Origin of the sequence: Demequina sp. NBRC 110057 (assembly GCF_002090175.1) — a bacterium.
Classification (GTDB): Bacteria; Actinomycetota; Actinomycetes; order Actinomycetales; family Demequinaceae; genus Demequina.
Genome location: NZ_BBRN01000006.1, coordinates 13,634 through 40,164, shown reverse-complemented (window position 1 = coordinate 40,164; position 26,531 = coordinate 13,634). Strand labels below are relative to the sequence as shown.

The 26,531-nt window shown below is 71.9% G+C and carries 26 protein-coding genes; 16 read left to right on the top strand and 10 right to left on the bottom strand.

The window, feature by feature from the left end; all coding sequences use genetic code 11:
• Nucleotides 1-140: 140 nt before the first annotated feature.
• Both B7K26_RS10950 and B7K26_RS10945 read right to left on the bottom strand, forming a co-directional pair.
• On the bottom strand, nt 141-1,115 hold the full coding sequence (locus B7K26_RS10950; protein ID WP_234998798.1) for an NUDIX hydrolase: 975 nt from the start codon (nt 1,113-1,115) through the stop codon (nt 141-143).
• Nucleotides 1,112-3,364, bottom strand: coding sequence for an RNA degradosome polyphosphate kinase (locus B7K26_RS10945; RefSeq protein ID WP_143340684.1), 2,253 nt, complete (start codon nt 3,362-3,364; stop codon nt 1,112-1,114). The genes B7K26_RS10950 and B7K26_RS10945 overlap by 4 nt, the downstream gene beginning before the upstream one ends.
• Nucleotides 3,365-3,464: 100 nt before the next feature.
• On the opposite strand from B7K26_RS10945, the gene B7K26_RS10940 reads away from it, so the two are divergent.
• From B7K26_RS10940 to B7K26_RS10930, 3 genes are read left to right on the top strand one after another with little or no spacing between them, the layout of a single operon-like run.
• Nucleotides 3,465-4,415, top strand: coding sequence for an ABC transporter ATP-binding protein (locus tag B7K26_RS10940; RefSeq protein ID WP_084079251.1), 951 nt, complete (start codon nt 3,465-3,467; stop codon nt 4,413-4,415).
• A complete protein-coding gene (locus B7K26_RS10935; RefSeq protein ID WP_084079250.1) occupies nt 4,415-6,067 on the top strand; it encodes an ABC transporter permease subunit in 1,653 nt (550 codons plus the stop codon). Before B7K26_RS10940 ends, B7K26_RS10935 begins: the two co-directional genes overlap by 1 nt.
• Before the next feature lie 34 nt (nt 6,068-6,101).
• The gene (locus tag B7K26_RS10930; protein ID WP_084079249.1) at nt 6,102-6,827 is read left to right on the top strand and encodes a phosphatase PAP2 family protein; all 726 of its coding nucleotides are present in this window, start codon (nt 6,102-6,104) and stop codon (nt 6,825-6,827) included.
• On the opposite strand, the gene B7K26_RS10925 is transcribed toward B7K26_RS10930, so the two are convergent.
• Complete coding sequence (locus B7K26_RS10925) at nt 6,808-7,263, bottom strand: GNAT family N-acetyltransferase (RefSeq protein WP_234998797.1); 456 nt, start codon at nt 7,261-7,263, stop codon at nt 6,808-6,810. The genes B7K26_RS10930 and B7K26_RS10925 overlap by 20 nt on opposite strands.
• A 64-nt stretch (nt 7,264-7,327) precedes the next feature.
• Here B7K26_RS10925 and B7K26_RS10920 point away from each other — a divergent pair, with 64 nt between their 5' ends.
• On the top strand, nt 7,328-7,519 hold the full coding sequence (locus tag B7K26_RS10920; RefSeq protein WP_084079247.1) for a hypothetical protein: 192 nt from the start codon (nt 7,328-7,330) through the stop codon (nt 7,517-7,519).
• 53 nt (nt 7,520-7,572) lie between these two features.
• Here the strand turns inward: B7K26_RS10920 and B7K26_RS10915 are convergent, their stop codons facing one another.
• Both B7K26_RS10915 and acs read right to left on the bottom strand, forming a co-directional pair.
• Nucleotides 7,573-7,980 (bottom strand): GreA/GreB family elongation factor, encoded by a 408-nt coding sequence (locus B7K26_RS10915; RefSeq protein ID WP_143340682.1) that lies wholly within the window; start codon nt 7,978-7,980, stop codon nt 7,573-7,575.
• Nucleotides 7,981-8,179: 199 nt separating this feature from the next.
• A complete protein-coding gene (gene acs, locus B7K26_RS10910; RefSeq protein WP_084079246.1) occupies nt 8,180-10,189 on the bottom strand; it encodes an acetate--CoA ligase in 2,010 nt (669 codons plus the stop codon).
• Between the two features lie 279 nt (nt 10,190-10,468).
• Between acs and B7K26_RS12965 the strand changes: the two genes are divergently transcribed.
• Both B7K26_RS12965 and B7K26_RS12960 read left to right on the top strand, forming a co-directional pair.
• Nucleotides 10,469-10,642, top strand: coding sequence for a hypothetical protein (locus B7K26_RS12965; RefSeq protein WP_159449680.1), 174 nt, complete (start codon nt 10,469-10,471; stop codon nt 10,640-10,642).
• A gap of 66 nt (nt 10,643-10,708) precedes the next feature.
• Nucleotides 10,709-10,978 carry a hypothetical protein gene (locus B7K26_RS12960; protein WP_084079245.1) on the top strand — a complete coding sequence of 90 codons (270 nt, stop codon included), beginning with the start codon at nt 10,709-10,711 and terminating at the stop codon, nt 10,976-10,978.
• Between the two features lie 3 nt (nt 10,979-10,981).
• Here B7K26_RS12960 and B7K26_RS10900 read toward each other — a convergent pair whose 3' ends face one another.
• Both B7K26_RS10900 and B7K26_RS10895 read right to left on the bottom strand, forming a co-directional pair.
• Nucleotides 10,982-11,914: a hypothetical protein gene (locus B7K26_RS10900; protein WP_084079244.1), complete on the bottom strand. Its 933-nt coding sequence runs from the start codon at nt 11,912-11,914 to the stop codon at nt 10,982-10,984.
• Nucleotides 11,915-12,151: 237 nt separating this feature from the next.
• Nucleotides 12,152-12,952, bottom strand: coding sequence for an HAD family phosphatase (locus B7K26_RS10895; RefSeq protein WP_084079243.1), 801 nt, complete (start codon nt 12,950-12,952; stop codon nt 12,152-12,154).
• Between the two features lie 169 nt (nt 12,953-13,121).
• Here B7K26_RS10895 and B7K26_RS10890 point away from each other — a divergent pair, with 169 nt between their 5' ends.
• From B7K26_RS10890 to B7K26_RS10870, 5 genes are all read left to right on the top strand, one after another.
• Entirely contained in the window at nt 13,122-14,156 is a 1,035-nt protein-coding gene (locus tag B7K26_RS10890) for a TadA family conjugal transfer-associated ATPase (protein WP_084079242.1), read from the top strand.
• Nucleotides 14,146-15,126, top strand: coding sequence for a type II secretion system F family protein (locus B7K26_RS10885; protein WP_084079241.1), 981 nt, complete (start codon nt 14,146-14,148; stop codon nt 15,124-15,126). The genes B7K26_RS10890 and B7K26_RS10885 overlap by 11 nt, the downstream gene beginning before the upstream one ends.
• Before the next feature lie 129 nt (nt 15,127-15,255).
• On the top strand, nt 15,256-15,423 hold the full coding sequence (locus B7K26_RS10880; protein WP_084079240.1) for a DUF4244 domain-containing protein: 168 nt from the start codon (nt 15,256-15,258) through the stop codon (nt 15,421-15,423).
• Complete coding sequence (locus B7K26_RS10875; RefSeq protein WP_084079239.1) at nt 15,420-15,746, top strand: hypothetical protein; 327 nt, start codon at nt 15,420-15,422, stop codon at nt 15,744-15,746. Before B7K26_RS10880 ends, B7K26_RS10875 begins: the two co-directional genes overlap by 4 nt.
• Nucleotides 15,743-16,102: a hypothetical protein gene (locus tag B7K26_RS10870; protein ID WP_084079238.1), complete on the top strand. Its 360-nt coding sequence runs from the start codon at nt 15,743-15,745 to the stop codon at nt 16,100-16,102. Before B7K26_RS10875 ends, B7K26_RS10870 begins: the two co-directional genes overlap by 4 nt.
• Before the next feature lie 16 nt (nt 16,103-16,118).
• Here the strand turns inward: B7K26_RS10870 and B7K26_RS10865 are convergent, their stop codons facing one another.
• Together B7K26_RS10865 and B7K26_RS10860 are read right to left on the bottom strand one after the other, a co-directional pair.
• Nucleotides 16,119-16,982 carry a hypothetical protein gene (locus B7K26_RS10865; protein WP_084079237.1) on the bottom strand — a complete coding sequence of 288 codons (864 nt, stop codon included), beginning with the start codon at nt 16,980-16,982 and terminating at the stop codon, nt 16,119-16,121.
• Complete coding sequence (locus tag B7K26_RS10860; protein ID WP_084079236.1) at nt 16,979-17,518, bottom strand: sigma-70 family RNA polymerase sigma factor; 540 nt, start codon at nt 17,516-17,518, stop codon at nt 16,979-16,981. The genes B7K26_RS10865 and B7K26_RS10860 overlap by 4 nt, the downstream gene beginning before the upstream one ends.
• A gap of 186 nt (nt 17,519-17,704) precedes the next feature.
• On the opposite strand from B7K26_RS10860, the gene B7K26_RS10855 reads away from it, so the two are divergent.
• From B7K26_RS10855 to B7K26_RS10835, 5 genes are all read left to right on the top strand, one after another.
• A complete protein-coding gene (locus B7K26_RS10855; protein ID WP_084079235.1) occupies nt 17,705-19,990 on the top strand; it encodes a sodium-translocating pyrophosphatase in 2,286 nt (761 codons plus the stop codon).
• A 36-nt stretch (nt 19,991-20,026) separates the two neighbouring features.
• The gene (locus B7K26_RS10850) at nt 20,027-21,562 is read left to right on the top strand and encodes an MFS transporter (RefSeq protein WP_084079234.1); all 1,536 of its coding nucleotides are present in this window, start codon (nt 20,027-20,029) and stop codon (nt 21,560-21,562) included.
• On the top strand, nt 21,559-22,959 hold the full coding sequence (locus B7K26_RS10845; protein WP_084079233.1) for a M20/M25/M40 family metallo-hydrolase: 1,401 nt from the start codon (nt 21,559-21,561) through the stop codon (nt 22,957-22,959). Before B7K26_RS10850 ends, B7K26_RS10845 begins: the two co-directional genes overlap by 4 nt.
• A gap of 68 nt (nt 22,960-23,027) precedes the next feature.
• Nucleotides 23,028-24,545: a methyltransferase gene (locus tag B7K26_RS10840; RefSeq protein ID WP_084079232.1), complete on the top strand. Its 1,518-nt coding sequence runs from the start codon at nt 23,028-23,030 to the stop codon at nt 24,543-24,545.
• Between the two features lie 156 nt (nt 24,546-24,701).
• Nucleotides 24,702-25,505, top strand: a complete 804-nt coding sequence (locus tag B7K26_RS10835) for an anaerobic ribonucleoside-triphosphate reductase activating protein (RefSeq protein ID WP_084079231.1) — start codon at nt 24,702-24,704, stop codon at nt 25,503-25,505.
• Nucleotides 25,506-25,588: 83 nt separating this feature from the next.
• Here the strand turns inward: B7K26_RS10835 and B7K26_RS10830 are convergent, their stop codons facing one another.
• Nucleotides 25,589-26,422 (bottom strand): inositol monophosphatase family protein, encoded by an 834-nt coding sequence (locus tag B7K26_RS10830; RefSeq protein WP_084079230.1) that lies wholly within the window; start codon nt 26,420-26,422, stop codon nt 25,589-25,591.
• Nucleotides 26,423-26,531 lie beyond the last annotated feature (109 nt).

The window sequence follows — 26,531 nt, the reverse complement described above, 5'->3', positions numbered from 1 at the left end:
TCCCGCCCCGGTGTCCGCCCCCTTCCTTGAGGGACGTCGCGCCGCGCTTGTCGCCCAGAATCGACCGCGAAGCGCGCGCGCCGCACGATTCCCCGTCGTGTATCTACCGCCAGCAGCGGGCGAAGAGCTGAGGGCGGTCCTTACGGGTGCACGTGGAGCAGGTGCGTCTCCATCGCCGTCACCCGTGGACCCGATTCGGTATCCAGCACGTGAGCCACCAGGACTCCTCCGGCCGGCAGGTACGGGTTCTTTCGCGGCAGCGCGCCGCGCGTGTAGGGCCGCGTGGCCGCGCGCATCATCTCGATGATGGTGGGAAGCGTGGGCCGGTGAGCGCACACCACCCGCGACCCCGACTTGCCCAGCAGCCTCACAAACGTCTTCGCCGTCGCGAGCGGCGCCTCCGCGTGCCCGGGCTCCGTCAGCGCGTCGTGCGTCGTGATCTCCAGGCCCGCGGCCTCGGCGTACGGCTCCACAGTCGCGACGCAGCGGCGCGCGGGGGACGAGTCGATGCGTCGCGCCCCGAAGGCGGCGAACAGCGGCACCAGCTCGTGCGAGCGCGCGGTGCCCTTCTTCGTGATGGGGCGCCTGACATCGGACCCCTTCCAGGCCTTGCGGCGCTTGGCCCGCGCGTGCCGCACCAGCACAAAGGCGCGGGTCTCGAGCCTGTCGTTCTCCCAGGCGTCGACCAGCACCTCAAGCGGGCGCAGGTCCTCCGGAAAGGTGATGCGCTCGCGCGCCTCGTCGACGCTCAGCCAGCGCACCTTGTCGATCTCGTTCTTGGAGGCGCTCTTCACCGCGGGACGGGCCGCCACGGCGGGGGCGGAGGCGGACGATGCGACCTGGGCCGCCCAGTACTTCACCACCTTGGTCTTTCCCCCGGTGGGGTAGCGCAGGGTGGGAAGCGGCTGGCCCAGGACCACCTGCTTGCCGGTCTCCTCGGCGACCTCACGGATGGCGCACGCCGGCAAGGTCTCGCCCTCGTCGAGCTTTCCCTTGGGCCATGACCAGTCGTTGTAGCGGGGGCGGTGCACCGCCATGACCTGCAGCTCGCCCTCGCGGAGGCGCCAGACCAGGGCACCAGCCGCGATCACGGTGCCGGGAGGGTGGGCCGTCACTTGCGCTTTGCCCTGCGCTTGGGCTGGCGCCGGATGTACGCGGCCTGGAGGTCGTGCAGGCGGTTGCCCTCGGCATCGGCCACCTCACGCACGTACGTGCCGTCCTCGCCCAGCTCCCACGCGCACACCTGGTCGGACATCGCCATGTCGATGTTCTCCAGCAGGAACTCCTTCTGCTGGGGCGCGACGATGGTGATGAGCGCCTCGATGCGGCGGTCGAGGTTGCGGTGCATCAGGTCTGCGGAGCCAATGAACACCTCGGGCTCGTCGTCTCCCGCGAAGGCGTACACGCGCGAGTGCTCAAGGAAGCGGCCCAGGATGGAGCGGACACGGATGTTCTCGGACAGGCCGGGCACGCCGGGGCGCAGCGCGCAGATGCCGCGCACCACGAGGTCCACCTTCACGCCGGCCTGCGAGGCGCGGTACATCGCGTCGATGGTCTTCTCGTCGACCACCGAGTTGACCTTGATCTTGACCCACGCCTCCTTGCCGGCGCGGGCGCGATCGGCCTGGGCGTCGATGCGCTCGATGAGCCCCGCACGTACCCCGATGGGGGACACGATGAGGCGGCGGAAGCGCGCCTTGGGCGCGTAGCCGGACAGCTGGTTGAACAGCTTGGTGAGGTCGGCGCCCACCTCGGGGTCCTTGGTCAGCAGACCATAGTCCTCGTACAGGCGCGCGGTCTTGGGGTGGTAGTTGCCGGTGCCGACGTGGCAGTAGCGCACCAGACCTGTGTCCTCCTGGCGCACCACGAGGGACAGCTTGCAGTGCGTCTTGAGGCCCACCAGGCCGTACACCACGTGCACGCCAGCCTTCTCGAGCTTGCGCGCCCACGAGATGTTCTGCTGCTCGTCGAAGCGCGCCTTGATCTCGACAAGCGCGACCACCTGCTTGCCGTTGCGTGCGGCCTCGATGAGGGAGTCGACGATGGGGGAGTCGCCAGAGGTGCGGTACAGCGTCTGCTTGATCGCGAGCACCTTGGGATCCACGGCCGCCTGGGCGAGGAACGCCTGCACCGAGGTGGAGAACGAGTCGTACGGGTGGTGAAGCAGCACGTCGCCGCGGCGGATCGCCTCGAAGATGTTCTGCTCGTCCGCCGTCTCGACCGGCGCAAGCTGGTGGTGGGTGGTGGGTCGGAACGCGGGGAACTGCAGTCGCGGCCTGTCGAGGTCCGCGATGACGTTGAGCCCCGTGAGGTCGAGCGGCTCGGGAAGCAGGAACACGTCGCGCTCGGTGATCCCGAGCTCGCGCACCAGCAGGTCGTGGATGTGCTGCGGCAGGTCCTGCGCCACCTCGAGGCGGACGGCAGGGCCGAAGCGGCGTCGCAGCAGCTCCTTCTCCATCGCCTTCAGCAGGTTCTCGGCGTCGTCCTCCTCGACCTCGACGTCCTCGTTGCGCGTGACGCGGAACGTGTGGTGGTCGGTGACCTCCATGCCGGGGAACAGGTAGTCGAGTTGCGCCGCGATGACGTCCTCGAGCGGCACGAACGAGCGCGGCTCGTCGTCCAAGGCTGTCGCATCTGTGACGGCCTCGGCGTGGCCCGCGGAGTCCACCGAGAGGAAACGCGGCAGGGTCTCCGGGATCTTCACGCGGGCGAACAGGTTCTTGCCCGTGTCGGGGTCCTTGAGCTCGACAGCGAGGTTGAGCGACAGCCCCGAGATGTACGGGAAGGGGTGGGCGGGGTCCACCGCGAGCGGCGTCAGCACCGGGAAGATGTCCGACCGGAACAGCTTGCGCAGCCGGTCCTGCTCGCCCGCCTCGAGCTCGTCGAAGCGGACGATGTGGATGCCCTGGTCGTTCAGCGACGGCAGCACCTGCTCCTCGAACACCGCGGCGTGACGGTCCATGAGCTGGTGCGCGCGGTCGGTGAGGATCTCGACGAGGCGCGTGGCGCTCATGCCCGTGGCGCTCGGCAGCGCGAAACCGGCGGCGATGCGGCGCTTCAGGCCGGCCACGCGCACCATGAAGAACTCGTCGAGGTTCGAGGCGAAGATCGCGAGGAAGCGGGCGCGCTCGAGCAGCGGGGTCGCCGAGTCCTCGGCGAGTTCGAGGACGCGCTGGTTGAACGCGAGCCAGGACAGTTCGCGGTCGAGGAAGCGGTCGTCGGGAAGGTCGGCGCCCTCGACTTCCGGCTCCTCGAGGTCGACCGATGCCATGGCGGGAGTCTCCTCGGGCCCGGGCTTCACCGCCGTGTCCTCGCTGGTGGACGCGGTGGTGGGCTGGGGCGAGGTGTCTGACATAGAGGCCATCGTGGCACGGCTCGCTCGCGCGCGACCAGCCCCGGGTCCCGAATTTACCGACCGTATCCCTGGCAGACTCGGCGGTAACCGTCTTCGCGAAGGAGCGACCATGACCGCGACCCCGTCGATCGAGGTGGACCACCTCACCAAGCGCTACGGCGACGTTACCGCCGTCGACGACGTCAGCCTCGCGATCCATCCCGGCGAGATCTTCGGCTTCCTGGGTCCCAACGGCGCGGGCAAGTCCACGACGATTCGCACGCTGCTCGACCTCATCCGCCCCACCTCGGGCGAGTGTCGCATCCTGGGCCTCGACTCGCGCCGCGACGCCGTCGAGATTCACCGCCGCATCGGCTTCCTGCCCGCCGACCTGGCTCTGTGGCCGAACCTCACGGGACGCCAGACGCTCGAGTACCTCGCGCACCTGCGCGGCGGGGTCGACTGGGCGTGGGTAGACGCCCTCGCGGAGCGCCTGGGTGCCGACCTGTCGCCCAAGGTGGGCGAGTACTCGAGCGGCAACCGGCAGAAGGTCGGCATCCTCCAGGCCTTCATGCATCGGCCGGACGTGGTGATCCTGGACGAGCCGATCACGGGCCTCGACCCGCTGGTGCAGCTCGAGTTTCACGCACTGCTGAGGGAGACGGCCGATGCCGGGGGCACCGTGTTCCTGTCGAGCCACACCATCTCCGAGGTGGAGCGGGTGGCCGACAGGGTGGGCTTCATCCGGCGCGGCCACCTCATCGCCGTCGAGCGCATGAGCGAGCTTCACGACAAGGCGCTGAGGCGCATCACGCTCGAGTTCGCCTCGCCCGTCCCCGCCGACGCCTTCGCGGGGGTGGAGGGGGTGCGCGAGGCCTCGGCCGAGGGCGTCACCGTGACCGCCCAGTACGAGGGGTCGATGGCCCCGCTGCTGCAGGTAGCGACGGCGCACGACGTGCTGTCGGTGTCGTCCGCCTCGGTGGACCTCGACGAGATCTTCCTCGCGTTCTACCGCGATGAGGTCGCGGCGGCCGGGGACGACCCCGACGCGCCGTCGCACGCGCCCGCGGGGGCCGCGTGATGCTGCGTTCGGTCTATCTGAAGACCCTGCGCGACCGCTGGCTGGGAGCGGCGATCGGGGTGGTCGCGCTGTTCCTCGTCGCGTGGATGGGCATCGCGGCGTTCTCCGGCATGGACGACGCCGCCGAGTTCATCGAGGCGATGCCGGAGGCATACCTCTCGATCACCGGCATCTCCTCGGAGGGCGGCGTGGTGGGGATGATGCTGTCCAACATGTTCAACTTCATGGGGCCCTTCGTGGTCGCGGGGCTGGGCGTGTCGATGGCAGCGGCGGCGATCGCCGGCGAGGAGGTCGACGGCACCATGAACGTGCTCGGCGCCGCCCCGCGCTCGCGTTCGCGCCTGCTGGCCTCGAAGGCGCTCGCTGCCGCGACAGTGGTCGTCGCCACCGCCATCGCGGCCTCGCTGTCCTACGCGCTCGCCGCGTCCCTGCCGGGGGAGGACCTCACGGGAGTGAACCTCACCGCGGCCACCGTGCACCTGGTGGTGGTCGCGCTGCTGTTCGCCGCCGTCGCCCTCGCGATCGGCGCCGCGACGGGAAACCGGGCCATGGCATCGGCCGTGAGCGTGGGGCTCATCGTCGTGTCCTTCTTCGTCGCGGGAATCCTTCCGCTCGTGCCCGGGTGGGAGGACGTGGCGAAGGCCTCGCCCTGGTACTGGCTGAACGGCCCCGCCCCCATGCTGAACGGCGTCGACTGGGCGCCGCTGCTCGTGCTGCTCGCTATCGCCGGTGTGCTGGTCGCGCTCGCCTTCGTGGGCGTGAACCGGCGCGACCTCGGGTCCGGCGCCGTGCGGGCACCGCTGATGGACCGTCTGCGCGCCGACCCGCGCCTGGGCCGTGCCGTGGCGCTCGTGTCAGGCGCGGGGTCGACCCGCGGCATCGCCGCGAAGGCGCTCACCGATGTGCGGGCGCTCGTGCTGATCGGCGGCGCCTTCGTCGCCTTCCAGTCCCTCGTCGTGGCGGTGCTGTTCAACGCGATCGGCGCGGACATCGGAGACCTCGTGAGCTCGATGCCCGATGCGATCCTCGCGATGATCGGGTTCGTGGACATGTCCACCCCGGAGGGCTTCCTGTCGGGCGAGGTGCTGTCGATCGTCGCGCCGCTCGTCACCATCCTCGTGGGGGTCAACGCGGGAGCGGCGCTCGTGGGCGAGGAGCGCCGGCGCACCTCGTCGGTCCTGCTCGTCATGCCCGTGTCGCGCGCGGGGGTCGCGTGGCGCAAGGCCGTGGCCGTGGGCATCGGGCCCGTGGTGGTGGGCGTCTTCGTGGCGGCGGGCTTCGCCCTCGGCAATGCCGTGGGCGGGCTCGGCATGTCCTACGGCGGCGTGCTCGCGGCGGGGGTCATGGTCGCCGCGCTCGGATGGTTCTTCGGCGCGCTCGCCTTCGCGATAGGCGGCGTGACCGGCCGGGCGCAGTCGGCGACCGCGGGCACCGGAGGGCTCGCCGTCCTCGCGTGGGGAGCGAACGCGTTCCTGCCCGTCAACCCCGACTACGCGTCCTGGGCGAGGCTGTCGCCCCTGCACTGGTACGCCCACGACAACCCGCTCGAGTCGGGCGTCGCCTGGGATGGGCTCGCCCTGCTCGCCGGGCTGGCGGCCGTCCTGGTCGCGGTGGGGGTGGCGGGCTACGCCAGGCGGGACCTGCGCGGCTAGCCTCCCGGCGGCACGGGCCACGTAGGCTGGGCCGATGCGTGACGCCTGGTACCGACTGCCGCCCCTGGTGCGCGCGCTCCTGCCGGGCCTGGTAGTGGCCCTGGCAGCGGGGTTCGCCTTCGTGCAGATCCTCGACGAGGTCATCGAGCAGGACAAGTTCACCGGGATCGATGAGCCACTGATTCAGTGGTTCTCCGAGCACCGCACCGCCTGGGTCACCACCACGATGACCGCGATCACCACGGTCTTCGGCCCCGTGGTGCTTCCCATCCTCGTGGCCGTCGGCGCCGGCGTGTGGGGATGGCGCTCGCGGCGGTGGCGCGATCCGCTCCTGCTGGTGGGGGCGATGCTTGTGGCCACCGGCATCACGTCGGTCGCCAAGCTCCTCGTAGGCCGTGCGCGCCCGGCGGACGACGTCCAGGTGGTGCCGGGACTCGAGGAGTCCTTCTCGTTCCCCTCGGGCCACACCACCGGCGCCGCGACGCTGGTGCTCGTCACCGGCTACCTGCTGTGGCGCCGCCGACGCACCCGCCGCTTCCTCGCGGGCTGGGCCGTGGCATCGGTCCTCATCATCGGCGCCGTCGCGCTCACCCGCATGTACCTGGGCTATCACTTCCTGTCGGACGTCTTGGCGGGCGCATGCGTGGGCCTGTTCACGCTGGGGCTGGTGGTGACGCTCGACCGCTGGCTCGACTACCGCAGCGGCGACCTGGCGGACGGCGAGACGCGCGAGCCTCGGGTCACAGGTCCAGCGTCATGAAGCGGCTGAGCGGGTCCGGCGCGTAGTCCGCGAACGGCTCGCAGTCGCGAAAGCCGTGCCTCGCGTAGAGCCGATGCGCCGGCGCGAAGGGCGCGTCCGTCCCCGTCTCGAGGCTCACCCTGGCATAGCCGCGCTCGCGCGCCGCCGCCAGGATCGCGCCCAGGATGGCGGTCGCGACGCCGCGCCCCAGTGCCTCCGGGGCGGTGCGCATCGACTTCACCTCGCCGTGGGTGGCCTCGAGCTCCTTGAGGGCGCCGATACCGAGCAGCGCCTCGCCGTCCCATGCCGTCCACACCGTGACGTCCGCGGCGCGAAGGGCGTCGAGCGGCAGCGCGTGCACGGACTCGGCGGGAGAGCCGTCGTGCATCGCCTGCAGGTGCGAGGCGAGGAGCGCGTGCACCGCGGGCCGCGAGAGGTCGTCGATGTCGATGATCACGGCGCCAGTGTGGCATCGGCCCGCCTGCACGGGGAGCGGTCCCAGCGGCGCTACCCTCTCCCGCATGGGAATCAACGCCTGGCTCGTGGTCCTCGCGATCGCCGCCGCCGTGGTGATCGCGCTGTACCTCAAGCGCCACGCCGACCGCTGGCCCCAGGCCATCTTCGTGGGCCTCGGGGTCTTCGCGCTCCTCTTCGCCGTCAAGTGGGGAGCCGACGGCATCTCCGCCTTCGAGTGGGTCGCCGCCGACGACTGACCCCGAGGTTCAGCCGCACTCGCCGTGACGTGGAGCGCGGCTGAGAGCCTCCGTCAGGAGACGGGGCGCGCCCGCGTGATGGTGAGTGCCCGGGCGCCCTGCGGGGCAGCGAGCTCCGCCTTGTCGCCCACGTACAGGCCGGAGATGGCCGTGCCGAGCGGGGAGGCGGGAGAGTAGACGGGCAGGTCGAGGTCGCCGTCCTGCGACAGCATGGCGCGGTCGCCAAGGATGAACTCGACCGACGAGCCGTCGTCGTCGAAGGTCACGGTGATGGCCATGCCAGGCTCCACGAGGCCGTCGTCCGGCATCTCCTTGACCGTCGCCTTGGCGAGCATCTCGCGCAGCTCGACGATGCGCGCGCGGGCGGTCGCGTCGTCGTTCGAGGCGGTCTCGAGGCCGGTCAACTCGTCCTGGAGGCGCTGTCGCGCCGCGGGCGTCATCCACATCGCGTCGTCGGACACGGGGCATCATTCCTTCACTGGTGTCGGGGGCAAAGCAAAAGGCCGGACGGATGTCCGGCCTGGGTATTCGGAGCATCGTACACGGCTCCTGGTCGGTGCTCACCGGGACCTGCGTCCCTGGGTGCCGGGGTACCGACGCGCCGATGCCGGCGCACCCTCCGCACGAGGGGTGCGCCGGCATCGGCCGGGTCACGCCGCGTCAGTCGTCGTCGGCCTTGCCCGTCTCGAGCCCGTCGCGGATCGCGTCCATCACCGAGGAGTCGGCGAGCGTGGTCACGTCGCCCACCGTCCGATGCTCGGCGACGTCGCGCAGGAGGCGTCGCATGATCTTGCCCGAGCGGGTCTTGGGTACCTCGGACACGACAAGGATGGTGCGGGGCTTCGCGAGCGCGCCGATCTGCTCCTTGACCTGCTCGCGCAGCGCGACGGCGACCTCGTGGCCGCTGGCGTTCGCGCCCGCGCCGTCGGACTTCACGACGACGAAGGCGACGACGGCCTGGCCGGTCGTCTCGTCGCTGGCACCCACGACCGCAGCCTCCGCCACCCACGGGTGGGACACGAGCGCGTGCTCGATCTCCGTGGTGGACAGGCGGTGGCCGGAGACGTTCATGACGTCGTCGACGCGGCCCATCAGCCAGATGTCGCCGTCGGCGTCGCGCTTGGCGCCATCGCCGGCGAAGTAGAGGCCCTTGAAGCGGCTCCAGTACGTCTCTTCGTAGCGGGCCCTGTCGCCCCAGATGCCGCGCAGCATGGACGGCCACGGCTGGTCCAGCACCAGGTAGCCGCCGCGACCCGGGCCCACATCGTGCGCGTCGTCGTCGACCACCGCGGCGCTGACGCCGGGCAGCGGCACCTGCGCCGAGCCGGGCTTGGTCGAGGTCACGCCGGGAAGCGGCGAGATCATGATCGACCCCGTCTCGGTCTGCCACCAGGTGTCGACGATCGGGCAGCGGTCGCCGCCGATGACGCGGCGGAACCACATCCACGCCTCGGGGTTGATGGGCTCGCCCACCGACCCGAGCAGGCGAAGGCTCGACAGGTCGAACTTCGCGGGGATCGCCTCGCCCCACTTCATGAACGTGCGAATCGCGGTGGGCGCCGTGTAGAAGATCGACACCTTGTACTTCTCGATGATCTCCCACCAGCGGCCCTCGTGCGGGGCGTTGGGCACGCCCTCGTAGAGCACCTGGGTGGCGCCGTTGATCATGGGGCCGTAGACGATGTAGCTGTGGCCGGTGATCCAGCCCACGTCAGCCGAGCACCAGTAGACGTCCGTCTCGGGCTTGAGGTCGAAGACCACGCGGTGCGTGTAGGCGGCGCCCGTGAGGTAGCCGCCGGTGGTGTGGAACAGGCCCTTCGGCTTCCCGGTCGTGCCGGACGTGTAAAGGATGAACAACGGGTGCTCGGCCTCCACCATGACGGGGGTGTGGTCGGCCGACGCCGGCTCCACCACGTCGTGCCACCACAGGTCCCGCTCGTCGGCCCAGGCGGTGTCCTGGCCAGTGCGCTTGACGACGAGCACGTGCTCCACCGAGGCGGCCTCGCTGGGGTTGGACTCGCTGGGGGCGAGCGCGGCGTCGACGAGGGGCTTGAGGGCGAGGTGGGCGCCGCGGCGGTTGCCGCCGTCCGCGGTGATGACCAGCTTGGCCTCGGCGTCGTCGATGCGCTGGCGCAGCGAGTCGGCGGAGAACCCGCCGAACACGACCGAGTGGATGGCGCCGATGCGCGCGCAGGCGAGCATCGAGATGACGGCCTCGGGGATCTGCGGCAGGTAGATCGCGACCCTGTCGCCCTTGGTCAGGCCCAGGCCCTCCAGGGCGTTCGCGGCCTTGGACACCTCGCGCTGCATGTCCGCATACGTCAGGGTGCGGGTGTCGCCGGGCTCGCCCTCGAAGTGGAAGGCCACGCGGTCGCCGCGGCCCTCCCGCACGTGGCGGTCCACGGCGTTGTCGCACGCATTGAGGGTGCCGTCGGCGAACCAGCGCGCGACGGGGGCATCGGACCAGTCGAGGGTCTCGGTGAACGGGGTGTCCCAGGCGAGGCGCTCGGCCTCGTCGCGCCAGAAGGCGAGGCGATCGGCCGCGGCGCGGGTGTACATCTCTGAGCGCGCGTTGGCCTGCGAGGCGAACTCGAGAGACGGCGGGAAGGACCGGCTTTCCGTGTGCAGGTTCTCGAGGGCGGGGGACTTTGTCTGGGCATCGTTGACCATGGCGTCAGACTATGACCGTCCCCCGACATCACCAAACGTTTGTAAGGATGCCTGCTAAAACCCCTGGTGAGGGCGCGGCGGACCCTCCTGACTCGCTCACCCCACCTCACTTTGAACCAGTCTCGAGGCGACGCGCCGGGTGATCGTTCGAGAACGGCGTCGCGCGCGGCGTGTCGGGGCCGAGACTGGTTCAAAGTGAGGGCGGGTGGGGGTATTCCCTCGTCAGCGATCCGCGAAATGGCATGGCGCGAGCGGCCGGCCGGTGCGAGCATCGGACCTATGAGCGACCACACGCAGGACAAGGCCAAGGACCTCACGGACAAGCAGGTCGAGCAGGAGGCCGAGCGCCACGACCCGGCCACGCCGCCCACGGATGGCGACGAGGTCGCGAAGGACGTGCCGCACGGCGACGGCGAGCCGCGCGAAACCGACGGCCAGGAGGACCCGGCCTGACGCATCGGCCGGACGCGCTACGGCGTTCCCCGCGCGCATCGGCTGTCGTCGTGTGACGATGGCCAGATGAGCGCAGAAGGATACGACTACCGCACCCGCGCCACCGGCGAGGTGGTGATCTTTCACCACGGCAAGTTGGTGAAGACGCTGCGGGCAGACGAGGCCCAGGAGTTCATGCGGGAGGCCGAGGCTGGCGACGCCCAGGCCGCGATGGCGGGAGTCGTGGGCAACGACGGCCAGGTGGAACACCCCGGGTCTCACGCCGAGTCGGGCGGCGGGATGCGCAACAACGGCGCCGCGCACGGGCACACGGAGTTCCGCCGTAAGAGCGTGTGAGCCCTACTCGACGGTGAAGCTGAACGCCTCCGAGATGGCGACGGTGGGCTCCGCGTCGGTGACGTAGGACTCGGGAACGTCCCGCGTCAGCACCTCGGTGAGGACGTCCTGCGGCACGTCGCACAGCTTCTCGGTGTTGCCATCGGGGGTCTCGGACTCCTCGCAGTACGGCGCGATGCGCTCGTCATCGGAGATAGACGAGTAGCCGGCCGTGTACTGCAGCAGTGACAGGTCGGTCAGCCCCTCCTCGGTGAGGACGCGGGCGACGGCGGCGGAGGTTCCCTGAATGATGGGGCTCCACGCGTAGACCTTGTACTCGCCAGCGGGAAGCGTCGCGTGCTCGTCCTCGAAGGCCGCGACCTCGTCGTAGCGAGCGGCGATCTCCTCGTCCGTCGCATTGTCCCAATCGAAGTCGTCCCACAGCGCCGAAAGCTCGCCGGCCACGTCACACAGCGACGCGCCGGTGATGTCGTAGGTGCTGGAGCCGGCGGCGGGGGTCTCCGACGTGGCCATGAAGAGCTGGGGGACGAACTCGCTACCCCAGTCGGGGGTGACCACCACGTCGTCGCGGGTGACGATGAGCTGGCCCTGCTGGGCCAGGAACGCGGTGATGTCCGACGAGTCGACGGTGAAGGACACGCTCGCGGTGGCGCTGCCATCGGTCGTGTCGACGTTGGCGGCCACGCTCACGCCGTTGGCCGATGCGGCATCGGCCGTCCACGTCTCGCCGCACGCGGGAGGCTCGAAGAGGCCGGCGGCCTGCTCCTCGATGGAGTCCAGGTCGTAGGAGAGGGAGACGGTCGACGCGGACACCGGGGAGGTGCCCGGCTCGGCGCTCGCCTCGGGCTGCACGAGCCACTTGACTCCGTACCAGCCCACGGCCGCGGAAGCGCCCGCCACCGCGATCGCGCCGACGACCATCAGGCCCTTGTGCATGGGGCTCCCATTCCTCCCGGCGCATGCTCGCGCCCGCTGCTCCATCGTGGGGTTGAGGCACAAGGATACGTGGCCGGGCGCCCGAATCGGGCACCTTTCTCCCCGTCCGCACGCCACCCCTGGCAGGTGCCGGGCGCGCGGTGATTCACGTGTGCTCTTGACCCTCCCAACGTATGAGCGGGGCAAAACGTTGGGGTGATCTTGACCACACTCGGGACGGAGTTCCCGGGGCGGGGCTTAGGCGTCGTCCGGGTCGCGTCCGGCGCGTCCCAGGAGCACCACGCCGACGGCGATCGCGGCCACCGCGAGGACCACCATGGCGGTCGAGCGCGGGCTCGGCCGGCCGCGCAGCTCGACGGGCCGCTTGAAGCGCAGATTTCCCCAGCCGTGCTGGATCGCGGCGCGCCGGAGGTTGCGGTCGGCATTGACGGTGAAGCCGTGGCCCACGGCGTCGAGCATGGGGGCGTCGGTGATGGAGTCCGAGTAGGCGTAACTGCGGCGCAGATCGTAACCCTTGTCCTCCGCGAGCGCGCGGATCGCGTCGGCCTTCGCCTCGCCGTACGCGTAGAAGCTCACCTCGCCGGTGTAGAAGCCCTTCTTCACCTTGAGCTCGGAGGCGATCACGTGGTCGGCGCCAAGGATCTGCGCGATGGGCTCGACGATGTCGCGCACGGAGGCCGACACGATCACCACGTCGCGGCCGTTCGCGTGGTGGCGCTCGATGAGCTCCAGCGCCTCGGCGTAGACCACGGGGTCGATGTGCTCGTGGACGGTCTCGTTGACGATCTGCTTGACCTTGGCCACCTCCCACCCCTTGATGAGGTCGGACAGCGAGTCCCGCAGGCGGTTGGTCTGGCGCTCGTCGGCGGCCCCCACGAGGAACAGGAACTGCGCGTACGCCGTGCGCAGGGCATCGGCGCGCGTGATGAGTCCTCCCTCGTAGAACGACCGTGAGAACGCCATCGAGGAACTCGTGGCGATGATCGTCTTGTCCAGGTCGAAGAACGCCGCGGACGGGCGACGGGTCGTGCGGGGCATGGCACCTCCTTGATCCGGACAGCCTAACCAAGCCCACCGACACGCTGCCAGGGGCGGGTGGCGCGCCGCGAGAGTGGCGCGTCGTCCCCAGGCCGCCGCGGCATCGGCCGCACTCCCCGTGCCTGGGGATGGCCGATGCCGGGGCGGGCCCGCGTGCCAGCCTCGCGGCATGGACGCAGACGAGGAGAGGCCGTGGGCGGGGCCGCTGGCGCCGCTGCTCGCGATGCCCGGCGTGACCGACGTGCTGGTGCAGGAGCCGGGCGTGGCGTGGATCGACAGCGGTGGTGCGCTCGCGCCCGTCACTGTGGACCTGCCCGATGTCGAGGCGGTCCGCGCGCTCGCGGTGAGGATGGCCGGGGCCGGAGGGCGACGCCTGGACGATGCCGCGCCGCTCGTGGACGCCCGACTGCCGGACGGCACCAGGCTGCACGCGGTCCTGCCGCCGCTCGCTCCCGACTGCGCCGCGATCTCGCTGCGGTCGGTGCGGGCGCGGGCGCTCGACATGGATGACCTGGTCGCCTCGGGGATGGTGACCGGGCCGCTCGGACGGGTGCTGCGCGCGATGGTGGCGCGGCGCCTGTCCGTGCTGGTCACCGGCGCGACGGGGTCGGGAAAGACCACCCTGCTCGCGTCGCTGCTGTCGCTCGTCGATCCCGGCGAGCGGCTGCTCATCATCGAGGAGGCGGGGGAGCTGCGCCCGGCCCATCCGCATGTGGTGAGGCTCGTGGAGCGGCGCGCGAACATCGAGGGCTCGGGGGCGGTGGGGCTACCCACCCTGGTGCGCGAGGCGATGCGGATGAGGCCGGACAGGGTGGTGCTCGGCGAGTGCCGCGGGGCGGAGGTGCGTGAGGTGCTGTCGGTGTTCAACACGGGGCACCGGGGAGGCTTCGCCACGCTTCACGCCAATACACCGGCCGACGCTCCCGCGCGGCTCGTGGCGCTCGGCTCCCTCGCGGGCCTCGACCAGCGCACGGTGGAGCTGCAGGCGGCAATCGCGTTCGACGTGGTGGTCCATGTGGAGCGTGACGCTGGCGTGAGGCGGGTCGCGAGGGTCGCCACACTCGTGCGCTCGGCCGATGCCTCCCTGACCGCCGTCGATGCCCTCACCTGGGAGCGGGGCCGCTGGGTGGAGGGGCCCGCGTGGGAGACGCTCGGGCCACGGCTGGGGGTCGAGCTGGGGGCGGTGGGTCTCCATGCGGCGTAGGCGGTCGCGGGGCGGCCAGGCTCCGCCCGATCCGGCACGGGCGCTCGCGGATGCCGTCGCGCTGCTCGAGTCGGGGCTGCCGCCGGCGCGGGCGTGGGGCCTCGCCGGGCTGGAGGTGGGTCAGGACGGGCTGCCGGCTCCGGAGGCCTGGGGAGGCGACGATGGGCTGCGTGACGCCGTGGGCGCCGCGGGAAGGCTCGCGGGCGAGGGCGGGATGCCGCTCGCGGGGGTGCTGCGACGCGTCCTCGTGGTGGTGCACGCACGACGCGAGGCTGCTGACGCGTGCGAGGCCGCGCTCGCCGGCCCGCGCATGAGCGCCCGCGTCCTGGCCTGGCTTCCCCTCGCGGGCCTGGGGCTCGCCGCGCTGCTGGATCCCGGCGCGATCACGCTCGTTGCGACGACCCCGCTCGGATGGGTCCTGCTCGCCGCGGGCGCGCTGCTCACGTGGCTGGGGCGCCGGTGGACGCGGGCGCTGCTCGCCCGCGCGGACCCGCCGCGTAGCGACATCCCGGTGGGGGTGGGACTCGCCCTGGTCGATGCAGTGCTCGCCGCCGGGGTCGACGTCGCGGGCGCGCTCACACGGGTGGGGTCCGTCGTGGGCGGCGCCGAGGGAGAGGCGTTGCGTGAGGCGGGGGCGCGCCTGGCGGCAGGGGCCGCGTGGGACGACGCCTGGGGTGGCGAGGTGGTTGGCAGCGCCAAGCGCGAGCGGCACGACGGGCTCGCCGGCGCGGTGCGCGGTGCGCTGAGGGCGGCACACCTTGCCGGGGCGTCGGCCGCGCCGGCGCTCGCTGCCGCCGTCGATGCCGAGCTGCGCGACGAGCGCCGGGTGGCGCAGAAGGCGGCGGCCGAGCTGTCGGTCACGCTGTCCCTGCCGCTCACGCTGTGCCTGCTTCCCGCGTTCATCCTCGTGGGTGTGGTGCCGCTGATCGCGTCGGTGATCGCCTCGGCGGACCTGGGGGCGCTCACGTGACGCGCGTCGTCCCCAGGCCCGGCGGTCGCGGGAGGCGCGTCAACAGATGCGTGGGCGTGGCGGCGTGGGTTGCGGGCTCGGTCGGAGGCTGGGTCTCGCGAGGGACGGTCCCTTGCGGAAGGGAGGACCATGAGGCGCATCGCACGGATGCTCCGCGAGGACGACGGCATGGCGACCACGGAGTACGCGCTCGTCACGGTGGCTGCCGCGGCCTTCGCGGGGCTGCTCATCGCCATCATCCGGTCAGGCGAGGTGCGCGAGCTGCTGCTCGGCGTGATCCGCTCGGCATTCGGATGAGCCACGGGCGCGGCGACCGGGGGTCGGTGACGGCCGAACTGGCCCTGGTGCTCCCGGCCGCCGTGCTCGTCCTCGCCCTCCTTCTCGGGGCGCTCGCGTGGGCCATGGCGCATCTCAGCGCCGCGGATCTCGCGGGTGTCGCCGCGCGGGAGGCGGCCGTGGACGGCGTCGACGAGGCGCGCGCGGCGGTCGCCTCGCGAGCGGCCGATGCCACCGTCGGCTTCTTGTCGGCGGACGGCTGGGTCACCGCGACAGTGGTGGTCGACGGGCCCTCGTGGCTGCCGGACGTGTCAGCGTCTGCCGTAGCTCGGGAGGAGGAGTGAGGCGCGACGACCGTGGCTCGGCGAGCGTCCTGATGGTGGGGGTGCTCGTTGCCATGGTGGTGGTGCTCGGGGCCGCCCTCGCCGTGGCCGCTGGCCTGGCGGGCGCGGCGAAGGCCCGGTCCGCGGCGAATCTCTCCGCCATTGCGGGAGCCGTCGCCGCGCGGGACGCGGTGGCCGCGGCGACGGCCGGCGCGGGGCCCGGGTGCGCGGCGGCGGGTGAGGCGGCCCGCCGCAACGGCGTGACCCTTGCCTCCTGTGCGGCGGACGGCGCCGTCATCACCGTGACCGTGACGGCGGGGTCCGCGCCGTGGACCGCCAGCGCATCGGCCATCGCAGGGCCGGCGTATGCGCGGTGAGCGGGGCGGGCGTCTCCTACTGCGCCGCGCCGCCCAGGTACTCGCCGAAGGGATCGACCGGCGCCGGGCCCTCCACCGCCAGCGTCACGGGTCCCGCCGCGACCCTGAACATCTCCACGCCCAGGTCGGTCGACGCGTCCGGGTATGCGAGCGTCTGCGCCAGGTAGACCTCGTACTCGGCCGCGGGCAGCGCCGCACCGTCCCAGCAGTTCACGGGCTCGATGGTCTGCCAGGACTCCAACGTGGCGAAGTCGGTCGCCGGATCGAGCCGCTCGTAGACCTCGCCCTCGGGAAGCGAGGGCTCGTCCGCCGGGCCGTACGTCAGCGGATCGGGCTCCAGATACGAGCCGATGATGATGCCGTCCCACACGATCACGTAGTCGCCGCCGGTGACGAGGTCGACGGCACGGGTCGCCGTCAGGTGGCGCTCAACCTCATACGAGCCTCCGGTCAGCTCCGCGTCGCCCACGTCGAAGGTCACGCCACTGGTGTCGCCGTAGCTCCACGCGGGGTCCTCCGGGGAGAACGCGGCGCCGCAGACGAAGGGCGAGGCGAGCATCGACTCGCCAGCCGCGCCGCCCGCCGAGTCCTCCGCGCTATCCGACTCGGCGCCGTCGGCCTGCGACTCCATGTCGGGAGCCTCGGAGGCCATCGCGGGAGCCGAATCCGCGCCGGAGCCGCTCGATGTCATGGAGGACAGGAGCGGCGCCACGACGCCCACGCCAAGCACGGCCACCACGCCGACCCCCAACGCGCCGACGGACCCCGTCCGCACCGCCCTGCGGCGCGCGATCCTCCTGCCGGCGGCGGCCGTCGACACCGACGCCTCCTCGACGGGAGCCGCCTCCGCGGCGGCGCGCAGCGCCTCGCTGAGCCTCATCGCCCGCTCCTTTCCTCTGCCGCGCTCCGGTCGTCGGCGGCCGCGTCCTCCAGCGGCCCGAGGGCCAACTCCAGCTGCCCCAGCCCGTCGCTGAGGTAGCGCTTCACGGTGCCCGGGGCGATCCCCAACTGCGTGCCGATCTGCGGCACGGTGAGGTCGTCGAAGAACCTCAGCACCACACACGCGCGCACCCGCGGCGGCAGGGTAGCGAGAGCATCGGCCACGTCCGATCCCGCCTCCACCTGACCGAAGCGGTCCGGGGTGACGGCATCGGCCCTGAACAGGTGCTGCACCCGGTGCCAACGCTGCTGACGGCGATAGCCGTCCACATAAGCCGAGGTAATCGCGCGCCTCACATACCCCTCCGCCTTGAGCGCCGTCAGGCCGGGGCGCTCCCGCGAGAAGGTCCGCACGAGCGCGTCCTGCACCAGGTCCTGCGCCTGCGTCGCGTCGCCGCACACGAGGTACGCGTAGGACAGCAGCGCACGCTCACGGTCGCGCACCAGGCGCTCCATGGTGTCCCGCCACTGGGCCATCGGGTCCTCCGCTCGCCGCCGTCGTCCGGCCTCATCGCAGTATCGACGCGCACCGGTCGCGAAACGTTGGGGTGGCCGATGCCGGGGTCGCCTTCCGCCCCCGCGTCACCCGTGTCCCCTAGAGTGACAGACAGCCGGTGGGTCCACAGCGTGGTGGGCTCCGTGAGCTTTCGTCAAGGAGGACGTATGCGCACCCTCACAGGCACCGAGGTCGAGGTCGGCACCTCGAACCTCACCATCGTCGCGGTGATCGCGGTCATCGCCGTGGTCTCCCTCGTGTTCTCGTACGTGCTGCGCCAACAGGTGCTGCGCGCGGGCGACGGCACCGAGCGGATGCGGGACATCGCGGGAGCGGTGCAGGAGGGGGCATCGGCCTATCTCACGCGCCAGATGCGCACCCTCGTGCTCTTCGCCGCGATCGTGTTCTGCCTGCTCTTCCTGCTGCCGGGGGACGCCGGCGTGAGGATCGGCCGGTCGCTGTTCTTCCTGCTGGGGGCGGGGTTCTCGGCCGCGATCGGCTACATGGGCATGTGGCTCGCGGTGCGCGCCAACGTGCGCGTGGCGGCGGCGGCGACGGGGGCCGACGGGCGCGCCGAGGGTGCGCGCATCGCCTTCAGGACCGGCGGCGCTGTCGGCATGTCGGTGGTGGGCCTGGGCCTCGTGGGCGCGGCGGGAGTGGTGCTCCTGTACCGGGGCGACGCTGCCGCGGTCCTCGAGGGCTTCGGCTTCGGGGCGGCGCTGCTCGCGATGTTCATGCGCGTGGGCGGCGGCATCTTCACCAAGGCGGCCGATGTCGGGGCCGACCTGGTGGGCAAGGTCGAGCAGCACATCCCCGAGGACGACCCTCGCAACGCCGCGACCATCGCCGACAACGTGGGCGACAACGTGGGCGACTGCGCCGGCATGGCGGCCGACCTCTTCGAGTCGTACGCGGTGACGCTTGTCGCCGCGCTCATCCTGGGCAAGGCCGCGATGGGGGAGCAGGGGCTGGTCTTCCCGCTCATCGTCACCGCGGTGGGCGCCGTGGTCGCCGCGATCGGCGTCTTCATCACCAAGGTTCGCAAGGGCGAGTCGGGGCTCGCGGCCATCAACCGTGGCTTCTACACCGCCGCGGCCATCGGCGCCGTGCTGTCCGCGATCGCCGCCTTCGTCTACCTGCCGGGATCCTTCGCGGAGTTCACGGGCGCCTCGATCGAGGGGGAGAGCGGCGACCCGCGCATCATGGCGACGGTCGCGGTGTTCGTCGGCATCGGCCTCGCGGGCCTCATCCTGTGGATCACCGGCTTCTTCACCGACGTGGCAGCCAAGCCCACCCGGCGCGTGGCAGCCACGTCGCGCACCGGCGCGGCGACGGTGGTCCTGTCCGGCATCGGCGTGGGACTCGAGTCCGCGGTCTACACGGCGACCGTCATCGCGGGCGCGATCGTCATCCTGTTCTTCGTGGCGGGAGGCTCCGTGGCCCTTGCCCTGTTCCTGGTGGCACTCGCGGGCTGCGGACTGCTCACCACCGTCGGCGTCATCGTCGCCATGGACACGTTCGGCCCCGTCAGCGACAACGCCCAGGGCATTGCCGAGATGAGCGGGGAGGTGGACGAGGAGGCCGCGCAGATCCTCACCGACCTTGACGCCGTCGGCAACACCACCAAGGCCGTCACCAAGGGCATCGCCATCGCGACCGCCGTCCTCGCCGCGACGGCGCTGTTCGGCTCGTACAGCGAGGCCGTCACCGACGCGCTGACCGATGCTGGCGTCACCGTCGCCGACTTCAGTTACGCGATCATCCACCCGCTCACGCTCGTGGGCGTCATCATCGGCGGCGCGACCGTATTCCTGTTCTCCGGCCTCGCCATCGACGCGGTGACCCGCGCGGCGGGCGCCATCGTCCTGGAGGTGCGCCGTCAGTTCCGCGAGATGCCCGGCATCATGACCGGCCAGACCCGCCCCGAATACGGCCGCGTGGTCGACATCTGCACCCGCGACTCGCTGCGCGAACTCGCGACGCCCGGCCTGCTGGCGGCGATGGCGCCCATCTTCGTGGGCTTCGCCCTCGGCCCCGGCGCGCTCGCGGGATTCCTGGGCGGGGCGATCGGCACGGGGGTCCTCATGGCTGTCTTCCTCGCCAACTCCGGCGGCAGCTGGGACAACGCCAAGAAGATCGTCGAGGACGGCCACCACGGCGGCAAGAATTCGCCCGCGCACGAGGCGACCGTCATCGGCGACACCATCGGCGATCCGTTCAAGGACACCGCCGGCCCCGCCATCAACCCCCTCATCAAGGTCATGAACCTCGTCGCGCTCCTCATCGCTCCCGCCGTCGTGGCGCTCATGTACGGCGACGCGGCGTCGTGGATCCGGTGGGTCATCGCCGGCATCGCGGCCGCGATCGCCGTCGCCGCCGTCGCACGTGCCTCGATCCGCGCCCACGAGGCCGGCATCGAGGAGGAGGCCGATGCGGAAGTCACCGCGGCGTGACACGTCACCGACACACGGCGGTGGGATGATCCGCACATGATGCCAAGGCGCGGCGCCCTGGCGGGCGGCATCGTGGGAGCGCTCGTGGTGGTCGAGGGGACCTCCGGCGTGCTCCAGGGCTTCTACACCCCTCTGTTCAGCGACATCGCTGACAAGCTCGCGATTCACGACGCGGACATCAACTGGCTCGAGGCGACGCAGCTGCTGCTGAGCGCCATCGTGGTGCCCGTGCTCGCGCGGCTGGGCGACATGATCGGCCACCGCAAGGTGCTGATCGGCTCGCTCATCGTGACGGCGCTCGCGTCATACGCGCTCGCGCTCTCCACGAGCTTCCCCGTGTTCCTCATCGCGTGGGCCATCCAGGGCTTCTATGTGGTGTGGCTTCCCATGAACGTGTCGATCATCCACTCGCGGGCGCGCGACCTTCCCGACGGGGCGGCGCTCACCCGTCGCGGCGCCGGCATCATCGTGGTGGCGCTGCAGGCGGGCGCGATCCTCGGCGCGCTCGCGGGCGGCCAGCTGGGCGTGATGATGCCGCTGTGGGTGACGCTCCTGGTGCCCGCCGTGCTCGTCACGATCGCGCTGCTGGTGGTGCTGTTCAAGGTGCCCGACCCTGGCGTGCGCGCCGGCGGATCCATCGACACGCGCGGCACCACAGTGCTGACGCTCGCCCTGCTCGCCATCACCGGCGGCCTGTCGCTGGTGCGCTTCAACGGCATCAACGCCTGGGTCATCGGCATGGTCGTGCTCGGCGCCGCGCTGCTGTGGCTGTTCGTCAAGGTCGAGGAGCGTTCCGACGACCCGCTGGTCGACATGGCGATGCTCCGCCGCCCCGCGCTGTGGCCGGTGTTCCTCACCTCGGCGCTGTTCGGCGTCTCGGTGCTGGGAGCCCAGGGCCCGCTGTCGACCTTCGCCAGGACCGACCCCGCCGAGGTCGGCTACGGGCTGGGCCTCGACTCCGCCACCGCCTCCTACCTGATCGGCACCTACGTCATGTCGCTGCTCGTGGGAGCGGCGATCTTCTCCAAGGCCTCCGCGGTGTGGTCGCCGCGGCTGGTGCTCATCGGGGCATCGGCCCTGGTGGCGGGCGGATACCTCGCACTGATTCCGCTGCACGCGGACTTCGTGCAGGTGCTCGCGTGCATGATCGTCGCGGGCGTCGGATCGGGAGCCCTGGTCGCGGCGCTGCCCGCGGCCGCCGCGTCCGCCGCGCCCGCGCACCAGACCGGCATCGCCACCGGCCTGACCAACACCACCAAGACCATCGGCGGGTCCTTCGCGTCGTCGGCGTTCGCCATCGCGCTGGCGTCGGGGGTGGTGACCTCCGCGTCCGGCGGGCAGTCCGATGCCGGCTCACTCTCGGGCTACATGACGGTGTGGGGCATCTGTGGCGGCACGGCCATCGTGGCCATGCTGGTGCTTTTCGCCGTCCCCAAGGTCGCCTTCCAGGCCAACGACCCCTCGCGCGCCGAGGGCGACGGCCTGCCCGCGGCGAACGCCGTGCCCGATGCCGTGGCGCTGCCCGGCGACGCGACGCCGGGGTCCACCACAGAGGGAGGGGAGAGGTCATGAGGCGCAAGAAGGCATCGTCCGCCGCCGAGGCGCACCCGGCGGGACTCGCCGCCGCGCAGCACCTGCAGACCCTGGTGAGGATCCCGACGGTCGCGCCGCCGGGAGACGCGCCCCTGCCCCCCGAGGTTGCCGAGATCTTCGCGCGGCATCGCGCCGCGATGGAGGAGTGCTACCCGCGGGTGTTCGCCGCGGCGAGCGTCGAGACGGTGGGACGCGCGGGGCTGCTGCTGCGCCTGCCCGGCACTGTCGCCGACCGTCCCGTGATGCTCATGGCTCACCAAGACGTGGTGCCCGTGCCGCAGGACTGGGAGGCCGAGGGCTGGGAGTTCCCGCCCTTCGACGGCACCATCGCCGACGGCCACGTCCACGGGCGCGGCACGCTCGACGACAAGGGCGCGCTCGTGGTGCTGCTGGACGCACTCGAGTCGCTCCTGGAAGGCGGCTGGAGCCCCGCGCGCGACGTGTACCTGCTGTTTGGCGCGGACGAGGAGCAGCACGGCCCGTCCGCCGTCGCGGCGGTCGCGGCGCTCGAGGAGCGCGGCATCGAGCCGTGGCTGGTGCTCGACGAGGGTGGCGCGGTCGCGCTCGAGGCGTTCCCCGGGCTCAAGGGTCCCGCTGCCGTCATCGGCGCATCCGAGAAGGGGATCGTGACCGTCGAGCTGGTGGTGGAGTCGCTGGGCGGGCACGCCTCGACGCCGCCGCGCGAGTCCGCGCCGGGCATCCTGGGCGGCGCGCTGGTCGCGGTCGAGGGATCGCCGTTCCCCTCGTCGCTTCACGACCTCTCGGTGGAGATGTTCGAGGGGATCGCCCCGCACCTGCGCGGCCCGCTGAAGCCCCTGCTGCGCCGCGCCCGTTCGCTGCGCGGTCCGCTCGCGTCGGTCCTTCCGAGGCTGGGGCCCGAGCTCGCGGCGATGGTGCGCACCACCGCCGCCATCACGATGCTCGAGGGGTCGCCCGCGCAGAACGTGCTCGCCACGCGCGCCAAGGCGACGCTGAACTGCCGCGTGGCCGTCGGGTCCTCCGTGGAGGACACGGTGACGCACCTGGTCGCCGTCATCGGCGACGAGCGTGTGAGCGTCGAGGTGATCGAGGCCTCGGAGCCCTCGCCGGTGTCTCCCACCGAGGGGGACGAGCGGTGGGATGCGCTGGTCGACGCGGTCGCGGCGTCCTACCCCGACGCGGTCGCCGTGCCCTACGTGATGATGGCCGCCTCCGATGCGCGCCACGTGGCGCGCATCGCCCCGGCGGTGTACCGGTTCTCGCCGCTGCTGATGGACAAGAAGCAGCGCGAGGCGATCCACGGTCCCAACGAGAAGGTGTCGATCGACTCGCTGGGGCGCGGCGTGGAGTTCTACCGGGCGCTGCTGACGGGTCCGGCGCTCGGTCCGGCGGCCTAGGGGCCCGGCGCATGGAGGGGTACGGCCCCGGACTCGGGCCGAGGCGCTAGCGCGGCTAGCCTTTTCGCATGAGCGTCCCCGTTGCCGCCCTCGAGCCCGCCCACGTCTCCGCGCTGCGCGAGGACCTGGACGGCTGGACCGTCGACGCCGTCGATGACTTGCTGGGTGACCGTGCCGCCCGCGCCCTCCACCGCGAACAGGTCACCCCGGCGCTCGCCGCGGCGCGCGACGCCGGCGACGACCGCCACGCGCTTCTGACCCGCCTCTTCCTCCTGGGAGACCGCCTCACCAGGTCCGAGGCCGAGGCCGCGCTTCCCCGCCTCGGCGCGGAGGCCGCAGCCCGCGCCGGGCTGCTTCACCCCGAGGGCGACCACGCCGCGTCGGTGATCGAGCTCAGCCCCCACGCCGCCGCGGACGGGGACACGCAAGCGGACTGGTGGGTGGCCTCGGACCCCCGCGAGGCCATCACCGGCAGGGCAGTCGCCGAGGACCACGTTCTGGGCGTCGGCGGCGCCTCGACGATGCTCGCCTCCGTCACCATGCGCACCCCGGTGGGCCGGGTGCTCGACCTGGGCACCGGCTGCGGCATCCAGTCACTTCACGCCTCGCTCCATGCGCGCGAGGTGGTCGCGACCGACATCTCCGAGCGCGCCCTCGCCTACGCGCGGCTCACGCACGCCCTCAACGCGCCGGCGGCGGCCTGGGACCTGCGCCTCGGCAGCCTCCTCGGGCCCGTCGACGGCGAGGCGTTCGACCTCATCGTGTCCAACCCGCCGTTCGTCATCACCCCTCCCGGCGCCCCGCGGTTCGAGTACCGCGACGGCGGACTCGAGGGTGACGAGGTGGTCGGGACCCTGGTGCGGGAGGTGGGTCAGCACCTCAACCCAGGAGGCGTCGCGCAGTTCCTGGGCAACTGGGAGATCCGCGGCGACTGGACCGCGCGCCTCGAGGAGTGGCTCGACGCGAGCCCCGTGCCGCTCGACGCGTGGGTCATCCAGCGCGACGCGCTCGACGCCGCCGAGTACGCCGAGACCTGGCTGCGCGATGCGGGCATCACGCCCGAGCGCGATACGGCCCGCTTCCGCGCCGCCTACGAGCAGTACCTGCGCGCCTTCGACGCCTCGGGCATCGAGGCCATCGGCTTCGGGGCGGTGCTCCTCAGGCGGCCGATGCACGGGTCGCCCACCCTGCGCAGGCTCGAGGAGCACGAGGGTCAGCTGCCCACGCCGCTCGGCCCGCACCTGGCCGCGAGCCTCGCCGCCCACGACTGGCTCGTTGCCACGAGCGACGCCGACCTCCTTGACCACGCATTCACCGTGGCGCCCGATGTCACCAAGGAGACCTACGGCCGCCCGCTGCTGGCCGACCCCGAGCACATCCTGCTGCGCCAGGGAGGCGCACTGGGCCGCTCCATCAGGGCGGACACGGCGCTCGCGGGCCTGGTGGGCGCGTGCGACGGCGAGCTCACGGCGGGACAGATCGCGCGCGGCCTCGCGGTGCTGCTCGACGTGCCTACGGAGACCATGCTCGCCGGGCTCGCTCCAGCCGTGCGCGAACTGGTGAGGGACGGGTTCCTCAGGCGCTGACGGCGCAGTGGCGCAGCCGGCTTGATTACCCGGCCGCGCGTGAGAATTCTCACCACCGCGCCGGGACCATCGTCGCCGCCCCCGGGCTCGGCCCCGCCAGACACTGGTGAGAGCCCCCGCGCTCGCGAGGGTGTGCCCCCGAGGAGTGACGCGTTGATGGACCCCGCCGCCGCCACCTGTGCGGGCGACCTTGCGCCCGCGCCGGCCGCCGGGACGTACGACGCGACCGAAGGCGCGGCCGAGGGGGCCCCCGGACTCGCCGGCCAGGACTGGCACATGAGCGCCGGCCCCAGCATCGGCCGCTACCTCGCCAGCTCCACGAGCCATTGGCCCGGCCGCACCGTGGCCGCCGTCTACGTGCAGGGCTGCCCGTGGCGCTGCGGCTACTGCTTCGACCCGTCGATGCAGGCGGAGGATCCCGCCTCGGCCTGGCGGTGGGACGACGTGGTCGCCACCCTCACGCATCGGCGCGACGACATCGACGGCGTCGTCTTCACGGGCGGCGAGCCCACTCGCCAGCACGCCGTCCTGCCGGCGATGGCCCTCATGCGCGAGCTCGGCCTCGAGGTGGGGCTGCACACGGGCGGCCCGTACCCCGCGCGGCTCGAGCGCGCCCTGCCGCTCGTCGACTGGGTGTCGCTCGACATCAAGGCATCCCCCGGAAGCTACGGCCGCATCACGGGCAACGTCACGTCGAGCGAGGCCGCGTTCCGGTCGCTGCGCCTGGTTCAGGCCTCCGGCGTGCCGTTCGAGGTCACCGTGACGGTCGACCCGACGGTGCACACGCGCGACGAGATCCTCGACCTCGCCGACCACCTCGATGCCCGCGGCGTGGAGCGCGTGGTCCTGCAGGAGGCGGAGGCAACCCTTGCCAACCCAGGCTACGCCGAGCGCCTGGCGGGCCGCGGCATCGGCTCGGTGCTGCGCAGGCGCGACCTCAAGCGGTTCGCCGTCAGGTAGGCCGATGCGCCGGCCGGCTCAGGAAGCCGGCCCACGCAGGCTGGCCCACCCAGGCCTACTCACCCGCCGGTGTCGGCGCCCGGTCAGGAGGCCGCGGCGGTGCGTGCCGCGATGCGGTCGGCGACGGCCTGCCACTCGCTCTCGCGCGCCACGAGGAACGGCTGGCTTTCCCGGTCGGGGCGGTAGTCGGTGCCGTCGAGGTAGCGCGCGGCGTACCCGAGCTCGCGCACGATCGCGACGCCGGGAGCGTGGTCCCACGGCTTCGCCCGAGACCACAGCAGGAAGTCGAGCGCGCCCGTGGCCAAGTCCCAGTAGTCCCAGCCGGCGCACATGCGCGGCGGCACCACCTCGGCCACGTCCTCATTCAGCCCCGCGACGCCCTCCGCGAGCCCGCCGGGAAGGAACCGCGAGATCGCGACCCCGCGCAACTGCTCCAAGGGGCGTGCCCCGGCGGCGTGCGACGGGAGCGGCTCGCGTGCGGCATCCGCTCCGCGCACCACCCAGGCGCCCTCGCCGCGGCGCGCACCAAAGAGGTCGCCGGTCTCGGGGTGGAGGATCCAGCCGTCGGCGGCCTCGCCGCTCACCACGCGCGCGACCATGACGGCGTAGTCCACCTTGCCGTGCGCGAAGTTCCAGGTGCCGTCCACGGGGTCCACGGTCCAGGCCGCCGGCTCGGTCGCGAGCAGATCGGTCAGCGACGGGTCCTTCTCCGTCGCCTCCTCGCCCACCACGGCGATGTCCTCGATCTCGCGCAGCAGAGGCGTGAGCGCGCGCTCGGACTCGATGTCTGCGATGGTGACGAGGTCGTTCGGGCCCGACTTCGTGTCGATCTCACCCTCGGAAAGGGAGCGGAAGCGGGGGCGGATCAGCTCATCGGCCACCCGTCGCATGACGGTCTCGACACTCTCGTAGCTCACGACCCCATCGTGTCACGGACGGGTGGCGCCCAGGTGAACGGGGCGGCCCCCACGGGAGCAGGTCCCGATGGACACCCGTTCACCCATATGTATTCTGTGAGCGTCCAGC